General features: G+C 59.4%; 11 protein-coding genes and 1 tRNA gene. 3 read left to right on the top strand and 9 right to left on the bottom strand.

What is annotated here, in order from left to right; all coding sequences use genetic code 11:
• Positions 1–35: 35 nt before the first annotated feature.
• From gltB to AC2FEE_RS18820, 3 genes are read right to left on the bottom strand one after another with little or no spacing between them, the layout of a single operon-like run.
• Positions 36–4,568 (bottom strand): glutamate synthase large subunit, encoded by a 4,533-nt coding sequence (gene gltB / locus AC2FEE_RS18830; RefSeq protein WP_496866872.1) that lies wholly within the window; start codon positions 4,566–4,568, stop codon positions 36–38.
• Positions 4,565–4,999, bottom strand: coding sequence for a GFA family protein (locus tag AC2FEE_RS18825; RefSeq protein ID WP_496866871.1), 435 nt, complete (start codon positions 4,997–4,999; stop codon positions 4,565–4,567). The genes gltB and AC2FEE_RS18825 overlap by 4 nt, the downstream gene beginning before the upstream one ends.
• A 28-nt stretch (positions 5,000–5,027) precedes the next feature.
• Positions 5,028–6,461, bottom strand: coding sequence for an NAD(P)-dependent oxidoreductase (locus AC2FEE_RS18820; RefSeq protein WP_496866870.1), 1,434 nt, complete (start codon positions 6,459–6,461; stop codon positions 5,028–5,030).
• Between the two features lie 230 nt (positions 6,462–6,691).
• On the opposite strand from AC2FEE_RS18820, the gene AC2FEE_RS18815 reads away from it, so the two are divergent.
• Positions 6,692–7,495: an undecaprenyl-diphosphate phosphatase gene (locus AC2FEE_RS18815; protein WP_496866869.1), complete on the top strand. Its 804-nt coding sequence runs from the start codon at positions 6,692–6,694 to the stop codon at positions 7,493–7,495.
• Here AC2FEE_RS18815 and AC2FEE_RS18810 read toward each other — a convergent pair.
• A complete protein-coding gene (locus AC2FEE_RS18810; RefSeq protein ID WP_496866868.1) occupies positions 7,486–8,478 on the bottom strand; it encodes a complex I NDUFA9 subunit family protein in 993 nt (330 codons plus the stop codon). The genes AC2FEE_RS18815 and AC2FEE_RS18810 overlap by 10 nt on opposite strands.
• A 197-nt stretch (positions 8,479–8,675) precedes the next feature.
• Between AC2FEE_RS18810 and AC2FEE_RS18805 the strand changes: the two genes are divergently transcribed.
• Positions 8,676–8,762: transfer RNA gene (locus AC2FEE_RS18805), tRNA-Leu, on the top strand.
• Between the two features lie 450 nt (positions 8,763–9,212).
• Entirely contained in the window at positions 9,213–9,401 is a 189-nt protein-coding gene (locus tag AC2FEE_RS18800; RefSeq protein ID WP_496866867.1) for a hypothetical protein, read from the top strand.
• A gap of 52 nt (positions 9,402–9,453) precedes the next feature.
• Here AC2FEE_RS18800 and AC2FEE_RS18795 read toward each other — a convergent pair whose 3' ends face one another.
• From AC2FEE_RS18795 to AC2FEE_RS18775, 5 genes are read right to left on the bottom strand one after another with little or no spacing between them, the layout of a single operon-like run.
• Positions 9,454–10,149, bottom strand: coding sequence for an RraA family protein (locus AC2FEE_RS18795; RefSeq protein WP_496866866.1), 696 nt, complete (start codon positions 10,147–10,149; stop codon positions 9,454–9,456).
• Positions 10,146–10,841 carry an alpha/beta fold hydrolase gene (locus tag AC2FEE_RS18790; RefSeq protein ID WP_496866865.1) on the bottom strand — a complete coding sequence of 232 codons (696 nt, stop codon included), beginning with the start codon at positions 10,839–10,841 and terminating at the stop codon, positions 10,146–10,148. The genes AC2FEE_RS18795 and AC2FEE_RS18790 overlap by 4 nt, the downstream gene beginning before the upstream one ends.
• On the bottom strand, positions 10,838–11,962 hold the full coding sequence (locus AC2FEE_RS18785; protein WP_496866864.1) for a cobalamin-independent methionine synthase II family protein: 1,125 nt from the start codon (positions 11,960–11,962) through the stop codon (positions 10,838–10,840). Before AC2FEE_RS18785 ends, AC2FEE_RS18790 begins: the two co-directional genes overlap by 4 nt.
• 10 nt (positions 11,963–11,972) lie before the next feature.
• A complete protein-coding gene (locus AC2FEE_RS18780) occupies positions 11,973–12,575 on the bottom strand; it encodes a class I SAM-dependent DNA methyltransferase (RefSeq protein ID WP_496866863.1) in 603 nt (200 codons plus the stop codon).
• The gene (locus AC2FEE_RS18775) at positions 12,572–13,531 is read right to left on the bottom strand and encodes a cupin domain-containing protein (protein WP_496866862.1); all 960 of its coding nucleotides are present in this window, start codon (positions 13,529–13,531) and stop codon (positions 12,572–12,574) included. Before AC2FEE_RS18775 ends, AC2FEE_RS18780 begins: the two co-directional genes overlap by 4 nt.
• Positions 13,532–13,655: the final 124 nt, after the last annotated feature.

Genomic DNA, 13,655 nt, shown 5'->3' with positions numbered 1-13,655 from the left:
CACGCGGGTTTTTCTTTCAGGGCTTTGCCGGTCGCTTATTCAGCCGGAACCGCCTCTGCCTCGTTGGTCAGAGGATGGCTAAGATTGTTCAGCATCTCTTTCGGGCAGACCTGCAGGAAGTTGGCTTTTTCCACATCCCAATGCTGCAGAATGTCTGCGGCCTTGCGGCTGAAGGTCTCGGCCCGATGGGTCTCGATCATCGATTTCAGCTGCTCTTCCCAATGGTCGACCGTCACCGGGCAGGTAACAAGGGTTTCCATGTTCATCAGCTTTTCGGCCCTACCTTCCGGATCGTACAGATAGGCCATACCGCCCGTCATACCCGCACCGAAATTGGCCCCGATATCTCCCAGGATTACCGCAACACCGCCGGTCATGTATTCACACCCGTTCGAGCCACAGCCCTCGATCACCACCTTGGCGCCCGAGTTGCGCACCGCAAACCGCTCGCCGGCGCGACCGGCGGCGAACAAATACCCATCGGTGGCCCCGTACAGGACGGTGTTGCCGATGATGGTGTTGTCATCCGCCTTCAGCGGGCTGACCTGCGGCGGGCGCACGACAATCATGCCGCCCGACAGGCCCTTGCCGACATAGTCGTTGGCGTCACCGGATACTTCCAGTTTCAGACCGGGCGCCGCAAAGGCCCCAAGCGACTGACCGGCCGAGCCCTGCAGTTTCACATGCAGATGGTCGGACTGAAAAGTGTTCCGCATGCCGAAATTCTGCACGATATGGCTGGAGACGCGGGTGCCCACGGTCCGGTGCGTGTTCTGCACCGCGTAAGACAGCTGCATCTTCTCACCGTCTTTCAGGAACCGGGCCGCATCGCGCACGATCTCGGCATCCAGCGTATCCGGCACCGCGTTGCGGTCCTTGTCGCGGTTGTAGACGATGTCATGCGCGCCATCGACAGTGATAAGCAGCGGATTCAGATCCAGATCGTCCAGATGCGCCGAACCACGGCTGACCTGCGCCAGCAGATCGGCCCGGCCGATGATTTCGTCGACCGAACGCGCACCAAGGCTGGCCAGCAGTTCGCGCACTTCCTGTGCGTAGAAGGTGATCAGATTCACCACCTTGTCCGCGTTGCCCGTGAATTTGGCGCGCAGGTCTTCGTCTTGTGTACACACGCCAACCGGGCAGGTGTTCGACTGGCACTGGCGCACCATGATGCAGCCCATCGCGATCAGGGCGGCGGTGCCGATACCGTATTCCTCGGCCCCCATCATCGCAGCCATGACGATGTCACGACCGGTCCGCAGGCCGCCATCGGTCCGCAGGGTCACGCGGTCGCGCAGGTTGTTCATCGCCAGAACCTGATGCGCCTCGGTAAGGCCCATCTCCCACGGCAGACCGGCATATTTGATCGAGGTCGCGGGCGACGCACCCGTACCGCCATTGTGACCCGAAATCAGGATAATATCCGCCTTCGCCTTGGCCACGCCGGCTGCTATCGTGCCCACTCCCGAGGACGCCACCAGCTTGACCGTCACCTTACAGCGCGGGTTGATCTGTTTCAGGTCATAGATCAGTTGCGCCAGGTCTTCGATCGAATAGATATCGTGGTGCGGCGGCGGCGAGATCAGGGTCACGCCCTTGGTCGAATGCCGCAGACGCGCAATCAGGTCGGTGACCTTCATGCCGGGCAGCTGACCGCCCTCACCGGGTTTCGCACCCTGGGCGACCTTGATTTCAAGCTCTTCACACTGGTTCAGGTATTCGGCGGTCACACCGAATCTACCGCTCGCCACCTGTTTGATCTTGGCCGACGGGTTGTCGCCGTTGGGTTCCGGCACGAAGTGTGCGGGATCTTCACCACCTTCGCCCGAGTCCGATTTGGCCCCGATACGGTTCATCGCAACGTTCAGCGTCTTGTGCGCTTCGGGCGACAGCGCGCCCAGGGACATGCCCGGCGTGACAAAGCGTTTGCGGATCGAGGTGATCGATTCGACCTCTTCAATCGGCATCGGCTTACCCAGCGGCTTGAAATCCATCAGATCGCGCAGATGGATTGGCGGGTTCGACTGCATTTTCGCGGAATACTGCTTCCACAGCTCATAGGACGCGCGGTTACAAGCCATCTGCATCATATGCATCGAGGTTGCTTCCCACGCGTGGGTCTCACCTGATTTACGCGCTTTGTAGAACCCACCGATGGGCAGCACATCCAGACCGCTGTCCCAACCTTTGGCGTGGATTTCCTCGACCTTGGTCTGAATGCCGGTCACGCCGATACCGGAAATCCGGCTGGTCATACCCGGGAAATACTCGGCCACCATGGCACGGCTGAGGCCTACGGCCTCAAAGTTCAGACCCCCACGGTAGGACGAGATCACCGAGATGCCCATCTTGGCCATGATTTTCAGCAAGCCCTGATCGATCGCCTCGCGGAAGCGGGCGACATTTTCGGTCAGGGTACCGTCCAGCAGACCACGGTCGATGCGGTCGGCCAGCGAGTCTTCGGCCAGATAGGCGTTCACAACTGTTGCACCACACCCGATCAGAACCGCAAAGTAATGCGGATCGATACATTCGGCCGAACGGACATTCAAAGAGCAGAAGGTGCGCAGCCCCTGACGGGTCAGATGCGAATGCACCGCACTGGTGGCAAGGATCATCGGCATTGCCACACGACCCTGACCCGAGTTCATGTCGGACAGTACCAGATGCCCGGCGCCGGACCGCACGGCCTCTTCTGCTTCGGCTCTGACACGGGCCAATGCGGCGCTCAGGGCCCCCCGGCCGGGTTCAAAGCTGCAGTCGATCTCGGCCAGCGGAGAATTGAAGTTCTCGACCAGCTTGTCCCATTGAGCGTTGCCGACAAAGGGGCTTTCCAGAACGATGATCTCGGTCTGGCTGCTGTCTTCGTCCAGCACGTTTTTGAGGTTGCCGAAGCGCGTTTTCAGCGACATCACGCGATATTCACGCAAAGAGTCGATCGGCGGGTTGGTCACCTGGCTGAAGTTCTGGCGGAAGAAATGGCTGAGCGGGCGGTATTGCTTGGACAGAACCGCCGACGGGGTGTCGTCGCCCATCGAAGCGATGGATTCCTTGCCGTCCTCGGCCATTGGCGCGAGGATCTGCTCCAGTTCCTCAATCGAATAACCCGCCGCGATCTGACGCTTACGCAGCTCTTCGCCCGAGAAAATTGGCGCCTCGGACACTTCGGCCAGCGTAGTGTCAAGATCGTTGATCTTGCCAACCCAGTCACCGAAGGGCAGCGCGCGCGCCAGCTTGTCCTTGATCTGCTTGTCGCGGAACAGCTTGCCCTTTTTCATATCAACGGCCAGCATCTGCCCCGGTCCCAGCGCGCCCTTTTCGGTCACGGATGCCTCGTCAATCGGCACCATGCCGGCCTCGGAGCCCGCGATGACCAGCCCATCGCCGGTCACCACATAGCGCATCGGACGCAAACCGTTCCGGTCCAGACCGGCACAGACCCAACGGCCATCGGTCATCGCCAAGGCTGCAGGGCCGTCCCACGGCTCCATCACCGAGTTGCAGTAGGAGTACATGTCACGCCACGCCTGTGGCAACTCGACCGCCTGCTTGGACCAGCTTTCCGGCACCAACATGGTTTTCGCCATCGGAGCGGAACGGCCCGCACGCACCAGAACCTCGAAAACCGAGTCCAATGCGGCCGAGTCTGATGATCCGCCGGCGATGATCGGCTTGATGTCTTCGGCATAGTCGCCAAAGGTGCCGCTGGCCATGCGAATTTCATGGCTCTTCATCCAGTTGATATTGCCCTTCAGCGTGTTGATCTCGCCGTTATGGGCCAACATGCGGAACGGCTGCGCCAGCCACCATTGCGGGAAGGTGTTGGTCGAATAACGCTGGTGATAGATCGCGAAGGCTGATTCAAAGCGTTCGTCCATCAGGTCTGGGTAGAAGACGGCGACCTGCTCGGCCAGCATCATGCCCTTGTAAATGATCGAACGGCAGGACAGTGACGCCAGATACAGGCCGGAGATACCAGCAGCAGTGGCGGCTTTTTCGATGCGGCGGCGGATGACATAAAGCTCACGCTCGAAGGTCTCTTCGTCCACGCCCTTGGAATTTGAGATCAGAATCTGCTCAATCTCCGGCCGGGTCGCATTGGCCTTGTCGCCCAGACAGGTCACATCGACCGGCACATGGCGCCAGCCATAGATGTAATAGCCCATCCGAAGAACTTCGGTTTCCACGATGGTCCGACATTGTTCCTGCGCGCCGAAATCGGTGCGGGGCAGGAAAACCTGACCAACGGCGATCAGTTCGTCCAGATTCGGTTCGTGGCCAGTACGACGAATCTGATCATAGAAGAAGGGCACCGGGATCTGCACATGGATACCCGCGCCGTCGCCAGTTTTACCATCAGCATCCACCGCTCCGCGGTGCCAGATCGCCTTGAGTGCATCGATCCCGGCATCCACAACCTTGCGCGACGGCTTGCCGTCAACGGATACAACAAGGCCCACACCGCAGGAGGAATGCTCCTCTTCCTCGGAATAGAGACCGTTTTCCGCCATCCATTTGCGTTTGGCTTCCTCGGCCCGCACCCAATCGGCATCATGTTTGGTCATTGGCTGTCTCCTTCTTCCGGCTGGGCGTACATGGCTTCGACCTCGGCTTTGGTCATCTGCCGGCGCTCACCTGCGAACGCGTACCCATCGGGCTTTTTGTCGATATAAAGTTCCAGTTTCAGCGGGTTTCCTGTGTCTTCAAACAGGCCCGCTGCAATTTGCGTGTGTCCGTGCATCTCGCCCGGCAGAGTGATGCGGTACCAAAGTGCCGAGCCACACTCGGTACAAAAGGCACGCTCGGCCCAGTCGGACGAGGTAAAGGTTTTGACCGGGCCCAATGCGGCATAGCCGGGTTCGGCCTGAAACGTCACCAGCATCGAGCTGGTCCAGCGACGGCACTGGTCGCAATGACATGCGCCCAGCGAGTCTTTCGCCGGGGTGGCGGTCACGGTGACCGCGCCACACATGCATTGGCCTTGCAATTCGGGCATTCGAACCCTCCTGTCGCTGGGCGTTGGTTTACTCGGCTGCGACGGCAGCCTTGGCGTTGAACCGGTCGATGATCGCATCGGCACAGTCGCGGCCGTCACGGATCGCCCAGACCACCAGCGAGGCACCACGCACGATGTCACCAATGGCATAGACACCATCCATTTCGGTCTCGCCGGTCTGGAACGCGGCCTTTACGGTGCCCCAACGGGTCACCGGCAGATCGGGCTGGCCGAACAGGGTGGGCAGGTCTTCGGGCTCGAAACCCAGCGCCTTGATCACCAGATCGGCCTCTTCGACGTAATCCGCGCCTTCGATCACTTCAGGCGCTTGACGGCCCGAGGCATCGGGCTGACCCAAACGCATCTTCTGAACCATAACGCCCGAGACCTTGTCGCCACCGGTGAAACCCTTGGGCGCGCTGAGCCATTCGAAGATCACGCCTTCTTCCTCGGCGTTCTGCGTTTCGCGCTGCGAGCCCGGCATGTTCGCGCGGTCGCGGCGGTACAGACATTTGACCGACGTCGCGCCTTGACGGATCGAGGTGCGTACGCAGTCCATCGCAGTGTCTCCGCCGCCGATGACAATAACCTTTTTGCCGTCGGCGTTCAGGCGACCATTGTCGAAGTCTTCAACTGCATCCCCAAAGCTCTTGCGGTTCGAGGCGGTCAGGAAGTCGATGGCTTTCTCGATGCCGGCCAGACCGCTGCCAGGCATGGACAGGTCACGCGACTTGTAGACGCCGGTCGCAATGATCACCGCGTCGTGCTTAGCGTGGATTTCTGCAAACTTGGCGGCGTCCACGTCGCAGTTTAAAACGAACTCGACCCCGCCGTCGGCCAGCAGGTCGTTGCGGCGCTGGACAATTTCTTTTTCCAGTTTGAAGCCCGGAATGCCGTACATCAGCAGTCCACCTGCGCGGTCATATCGGTCGTAGACGGTGACCTGAATACCCGCGCGGCGCAACATGTCGGCTGCGGCCAAACCACCGGGGCCACCGCCGATGATGCCGACGCTCTCGCTGCGTTCGGCGCCCGGAGCGACCGGTTTCACCCAACCTTTGTCCCAGGCGGTGTCGGTGATGTATTTCTCGATGGTGCCAATGGTAACGGTGCCGTGACCGGACTGTTCGATTACACAATTGCCTTCACAAAGGCGGTCCTGCGGGCAGATACGGCCGCAGATTTCGGGGAAAGTGTTAGTGGCCTGGCTGGTCTGGTAGGCCTCCTCCAGACGACCGGTCGCGGTCAGGCGCAGCCAGTCGGGGATGTTGTTGTGCAGCGGGCAGTGCGACTGACAATAGGGCACACCGCACTGGCTGCAGCGACTGGCTTGTTCTTCTGCCTTGGCCGACGCAAATTCAGCATAGATTTCGTCAAAGTCTTCTTTACGTGCTTCGGCGGCACGCTTTTCAGGCATGACGCGGTCGATCTGCACAAATTTCAGCATCGGTTGCTTGGCCACGGGTCGGACTCCATGAATTGGCTTGGTCGGACTTCTTTAAGAGATACGGTTTCGGATGAAAAGTCAATTGTGCTGACCTAAATTGAAAAAATCTGAGATGGAAACTGAAATCCTCCGAAAATATTCGGTTTTTTGGTTCCGAATCGGACCTATTTACGCGCTTTCCTTTTCGGCACCACACTTATACCCATTGCGCGCAACGAACACGTGGCGGCAGCACGGCAGGTTAAATGAGTTTTTTTCAGTTGATTCTCGCGGCAATTATTCAGGGTATCACCGAATTTCTGCCGATATCTTCCTCGGGTCATCTGATCCTGCTGCCCAGCCTGACCGGCTTGGACGATCAGGGGCTGGCAATCGATGTTGCCGTGCATGTGGGCACTTTGGGCGCCGTGGTTTTGTATTTCTGGTCCGATGTGAAGCAAGCCATGGCCGGTCTGCCACGCGCCCTGACCGGGCGTGTCGATACCCCTCAGGCCCGACTGGCACTGGGCCTGATCATCGCAACGATTCCCACCGTCATCGTTGGCGCTATCCTGTACAAAACCGGGCTCAGCCAATCCTTGCGTTCGATGGCCGTGATTGGCTGGACTATGCTGGGTTTCGGGCTGGTGCTGTATTGGATGGACCAGAAAGGCCCACAGACCAAGCAGGCCGGAGACTGGGGCCTACGGGACGCCTTTATCATGGGATTGTGGCAGGTTCTGGCGCTGATCCCTGGCACTTCGCGGTCAGGTATCACCATCACCGGCGCGCGACAGTTGGGTTACAGCCGCGAAGACGGCGCACGGATTGCGATGCTGATGTCGATCCCGACGATTCTGGCTTCGGGCGTGCTTCTATCGGTGGATGTGATCCAAGAGGCGGACGCGCAACTGGCGAAGGACGGCGCGATTGCCGCCTTTTTCGCCTTTGTCTCGGCCCTGCTTGCGCTGACCCTGATGATGCGCCTGCTGCGCAGCGTCAGCTTCACGCCCTATGTGGTCTATCGCGTGATCCTGGGTGCGATCCTGCTGGTGATCGCCTACAGCTGATCAGGCCGCAGGTTGCTGGCCGAGTTCTGGATGTCGTCATACTGACCGGCAGGGCGGAACTTCCACAGGTAATCCGGCAGTACCGATTCCAGCGTGGCCGGTTCGATTCCCAGATCGTCAAAGCCCTTGGCGCCCTCGGACACCACGTTGTCACGACGCAGGCTCTTCAGCTGGTCGCGGGTCAGGATGTGGTTCGGGAACAGCTGAAAGCTGACGAATTTTGCGATATCCAGCACGCCCGCCATGATCCTGGCAGCAAAGAACGGCACCCCGATTATGACACGGCGGCGGTGGATCACCCCCAGCATCTGCTGCATCAGCGCGCGGAATGATTTCACCTCCGGCCCGCCCAGCTCATAAGTGCCAGCCTCAGCCTGACCCAAAACGCCCTGAACAGCGGCTTTGGCTACGTCATCCACGTAAACCGGCTGGAACTTGGTTTCCGCCCCGACCAGCGGCAGGAACGGCGCCATCCGGGTCATTCCGGCAAAGCGGTTAAAGAACTGATCCTCGGTCCCGAAAATGATCGATGGACGCAAGATCATCGCATTCGGCATATGCGCCAGCACGCCAGCTTCACCCTGCGCCTTAGTGCGGGAATACTCGCTGTTGGAGACTGCATCCGCTCCGATCGCCGAGACATGTACCATACGTGCAACGCCCTGTTCTGCGGCGATACGCGCGATCCGCTCGGCCCCTTCGGCCTGCACGGCATCAAATTCATTCTTGCCCAGCTCGTTCAGCACGCCGACACAGTTCACCACCGCATCCGCGCCATGCATAACTGCGGCCACCGAAGCATCATCGCGGATGTTACACAGAATGGGTTCAACCTGACCAACCACACCGTAGGGTTTGACGAACATCGCTTCGTTAGGTCGGCGAACAGCGACCCGCACGCGCCATCCTTCTTTCGCCATGCGACGTGCGATATAACGGCCGACAAATCCCGATCCGCCATAAATCGTGACCAGTTTGGACATGCGAGGGCTCCTGCTGATGGATCTTGATCCGATCTACCGCCCAAAGCCCCGGCAAACAAGGCGCAATAACGCCGCGCATCTGGGAAAAAAGACGGATTCTGGTCTGTTTGAGGCAACGGCCAAAAAACTTTTAGAAAACTTTCCGAATCGTGTTGACGCCCCCCGCCAGTAGGCTTAAACGCGCCTCCACGACACCTGCCCAGGTGGCGGAATTGGTAGACGCGCTAGCTTCAGGTGCTAGTGTCCGTATGGACGTGGAGGTTCGAGTCCTCTCCTGGGCACCAAATCCCCCGATAACGTAAAAGAGCAATTCGCACGTTCGGATTCTAACCGTGTCTGCGGGAGTCACCCCCTGTTCTCATAGATTGCTTAGCCACCGCTTCAGGCCATGGTTCCGACCTTCCGATTCCGGTCAAGTTTTTCTGGAGTGAAAGCCCCGTTGGAGCGGTTGAAACGTCAGTTTCTAAAGTGACGTGGCGTCGCGGCGCGTAAGCCTCTCCTTCAACATCTTTACGTAAAGGTAAGGATTGAAATCATTTTTTGATTGAACGGTTAAAAAATGACGCAGAAGGTTAAATTCTTCCCCCTTGTCCGAAAAAACACGGTGCGTAAATGCCCCCTGTCGCTGCGGACCGCCACTCACGGATCATCGATCCTTGAGCCCGAAACCAGCGGGTTCGGATCAGGTCCGCAGCGGCAAGTTTTTAAGACCGGAATTTTGGAGGAAGGTGGCTATGCATATCAGATCATTTCTCAATCGCTTCAAAACGACCAAATCGGTACAGGGCGCTGTTTCTGAGGACATGGAAACCATGTCGGCAACGGGCCGCAGGGTTTCCCCGATCAAAAAATCCGAACTGACCGCGCTGTTCCAAACCGTTTTGGAAGAAAAACGCGACGATCTTCCGGCCGGGCGCAAGTAACATGCGCCTGACCTTCCTGCTCCCCGGTATTATTGCGTGACCGGGGGCCGTTTCAAACCCTTGATTTTTCAAACTTTTCCCAGGCCGATTGAAATGCCTGAAAATCAAATCCCGGCTGGGTGGCGGCATCAAGGACGATGCGTTCCGTGCTCAGCAGTTTCTGGATCGCAGCCTCAAGCTGATTGACAACATCCCCTGGCACCACAAGCGCACCATGCCTGTCGGCGTGGATCAGATCACCGGAGTTGACCGTCAGGCCAAAGACCGACACCGGCGTATCGAGCGCGCGTACATGGACAAAGCCATGGCTGGGCCCGACCGATCCGGCGACCACCGGGAAGCCTTCGGGCAGATCGCCGAGGTCGCGCATGACACCATTGGTCAGAGCGCCCGACATGCCAAAGCCTTTGTGCACGGTGGTGTTGATCTCACCCCAATAGGCACCGATGCAGTTAGGGAAGTCGACATCCTCGATCACCGCAACTGAGGGAGCAGGGCCCTCGGCCATGTATTTGTAATAGGCCATGCGGCGCTCCTTGATGACTTCCGGCGCCTCAGACGGCGGCTGTACCGCGGCGATCTTCGCGGTGCGGGCATATCCCACGATCGCGGGCTCGGACGGGGCCGAACACAGCATTGTACCGCGGGTGAACGCATTGAACCCGCGCTTGCCCTGCGCCACCTCGATGGCGTTGCAGACGGTGGGCGTGTCGACCTTGCGCAACAGGGTCAGAAGGAACGGTGTCATTTGGCCTCCAGCCAGCGGATCAGGGCCGCTGTCGTGTCGTGGGGTTGTTCCAGAGTGGGCAGGTGCCCGGCCTGCTCGATGATTTCCAAGGTACTGTTGGGCAGCAGCTCGTGCATGAGATGATGGCGCTCGACCGGGCACAGACCATCCTCGCGGCCGCATAGAACCAGCGATTTGCCAGTATAAGTTTTCAGTGTTTCAGACTGGTCGGGACGATCCATCAGGGCCCGGGATTGGCGCAGGAACACGTCCGCGCCGAGATCCATCGCCATCGCCATGCACTGATCCAGAATGGCACCCTGATTAGGTCCATCGGCCAGATAATTGGGCTTCATCTCGTCCCGCATCACCTGCCGCAGCTTGCCCGCGCGCACAGCCTCCATCTGCGGGCCGCGCCTTTCCCTGACCTCGGGCTTTTCGGCCAGCGGGTTGGTGTCCAGCAGGGCCAGCTTTTCGACCCGGCCGGGGTCTTGACGTACGACCTCCATCGCGACGATGCCGCCCATCGACAGCCCTGCCAGCGCAAAGACCGGCGGCGCGTTGACCAGGATATCAGCAGCCATCGCCTGCACGCTGTCCTGCGTCGCCAGCGGGAAGGTCAGCAACGGTCGGGACCCGGACAAAGCGGCAATCTGCGGCTGATACAGCCGCGCGTCGCACATCATGCCGGGCAAAAGAACCAGCGGCGTCATACAGATGCCAGTTTTGCGCCCTCGGACAACGCACTCAGCTTGGCATAGGCGATATCGGGGTCGACCGCGCCAAAACCCGCGAAGGTTCCAAAGCCGCAGTCACTGCCTGCAATCACGCGATCTGCGCCAACGATATCGGTGAAACGCGTGATGCGTTGCGCGACCAATTCGGGATGTTCAACAAAGTTCGTCGTGGTGTCGACAACGCCGGGAACCAGAACCTTGTCGTCTGGAATCTCGGCCTGGCGGTCGCGGAACACGGTCCATTCATGGGCGTGACGCGGGTTCGAGGTTTCGAACAACACATAGCGGGACTTTGTGTTCATCAGCGTCGTAAACACCTTGTCCATGGCGATGTCACAGCAATGCGGTCCTTCGTAATTGCCCCAGCAGATATGCACTCGAACTCGATCCTGGGGGACGTTTTGCAGCGCGTGGTTCAACGCCTCGACATGCATGTCTGCGATCTTGACGAATTCCTCATCGGACAGGTCGGTGAACAGCATGTGGCGCGAGAGCGCAAGGTCGGGACAATCCAGTTGCAAATCCAACCCGGCAGCCACGATGGTTTCATATTCGTCCTTCATCGCATCCGCCAGCGCAGCCAGGTACGCCTCGCGCGTGGGGTAGAAATCGTTTCGCAGGAACAACGAGATGACGCCCGGGGATGCGGCATTCATGAACCCCCGCTCGGCCCCGTGCTGCGCCATCGCAGCCTTGAGGTTAGCGATGTCCTTCTCCAGCTCGCCCTGCCCCTTGGAGCGCACCTCTCCGGTGCATTGCGGGCGGGCGTATTGGGGTGTGCCACCGTCATCGGCCAGCCGTTGCAGGAAACCGGGGAACATCTTCAGATCAGCCGGGGCATTGCGCGGGCTGTCGCCCGAAAACCCGGTATAGCGATCCTTGACATAGGTGGCGTAGGAAATCTTTGAGGTCTCGCCATCGCTGACGATATCCACCCCGGCCTCAACCTGTTTGCGCACGGTCTCGGATACGGCATTCGCCATGCTCGCATCGAAAGCGGCCTGATCGAAAGATTCTTCGCGTTCGCGGGCAAAAATGAAATCCACCACCTCTTGCGAGCGTGGCAGGGACCCGACATGTGTTGTTTTTACGGTCATGGAACCTCCGTTAATTCTTGCGCGCCATCAGCACGGTATGGCTTTGGGTATCCGGATCCTTGGCCAGGAACCCGGTCAGGATCATCCCGTTTTCCTCAAGGCAAGAGGCATAGGCTGCGGGCGAAAGGGATGCGTGATACACCGGCTCTCCGCCAACGGTGCCTTGTTCCTCACCTGCGCTGGGGCCGACGGTCAGCATCAGCATCCCGCCCGAGCGCAGATGACGCGCCATGCGGGCGATGCAATCTCTCTGTTCCTCTGCCGTCAGGTGGAAGAAACTGTTCCAGGCGATGATGCCGTCAAAGCTCTGATCCAACTCGAAATCACGCATATCCGCCTGCCGCCAATCGCCATCGGGCCAGCGGTCGCGGGCGATCTCAAGCATGGCTTCCGAGAAGTCGACACCGGTGACGGTGAACCCTTCGGCCTTGAACCAGCGGGCGATGGGTTCTCCGGTCCCGCAGCCCATATCCAGAACGTGATCGCCCGGCTTCAGGCTGGCGGTGAAGCGCGCCAGCCAGCGCGCTTCGAACAGGGCCTTTGAACGTTGCGCATCATAGGCCCTGGCCTGCCGTTCATAGACGGCATGGGTATCGCCGGGATCGACCATCATCCGACCCAGGTGGCACCGGCAGGATCGTCGGTTGCCGTGATCCGGTACAGACCCGCCTGACCGGTCATGGAGGGCGCGACGCTGTAGCTCTCACCCGCCATAACCAGCGCGGTATCACCGTTGGACAATGTCGTTTCATACCCGTCTACCGTGATGCGCCAATGGCCACTGGCTGGCATCAGGACTACCGGTTTTTCGGCTGTCACCGGATCGTTGACGGCCGAACCGCGGGTCAGAAAATCGACCTCGAAGCCCGGCTTGTCCTTGATAATGCCGGTCTCACCGATCACCTCGGCAGGATTGTCTGCCGCCAGTGCCATCAGGTCCCAATAACGCGCCACGTATTTGCCGATCACGGCATCGACGGGCACCTCTGGATAGGCTTTCAGCTCTTCTTCGGTAAGCAAAGGCATGGGGCGCACGTTGTGCGGCAGTTCCTGACCTTTTTTGCTGTCATATAGCACACCGTTTTCGCCCAGCATCAGGCCATGCGCCTGCGCGTCCTCAATGACCTGAGGTGCCCATGTCACGCCGCCACCAGCGTCGTCGCCGCCGAGGATCGACATGATCATGCCGTAGTCGTCACCAACGTTCTCGAACCCGCGGAAAATGCCGGTCGGGATGTTGAAGATATCGCCTTCCTCGGCGATGAACTCACCGGCCGTGCCATAGCGGCCCCAGAAGAAACGCCAACGGCCCTTGGCGACAAAGAAGACCTCGGCCGTGGTGTGGCTGTGCAGCGAGTTGCGGCATTTCGGCGGCTGACCCGCAGCACCGATGTTGAAACCGATCCTGTCGGTGATGTGGACGTGCTGATCGGGGGATTCCGATACGCCGCCACCGATGATTGTGAAGTTTTCCTTCTGATCGCTGCCCGGGGTATGGGCGTCGATAAAGGCAGTTTTGCAGGGTTTCAGCTCGCCGTAGCGGACGATGCGTTGTTGGATGGTGCTCATTTTAATCTCCTAACGGGTTTGATGTTGCAACAGGGGGTCAGCCCGTTGCCCCGGGAGGGCGATTGTTCAGCCGCTTTGCCCGCAAAGAGGCCCGGTGGCAGTGATACCGCCGGGTTCCTTCGCT

It is taken from the genome of Ruegeria sp. YTSC199 (assembly GCF_059609725.1).
The sequence above is the reverse complement of the archived record's forward strand: the minus strand, read 5'-3'. Positions and strand labels throughout refer to the sequence as shown.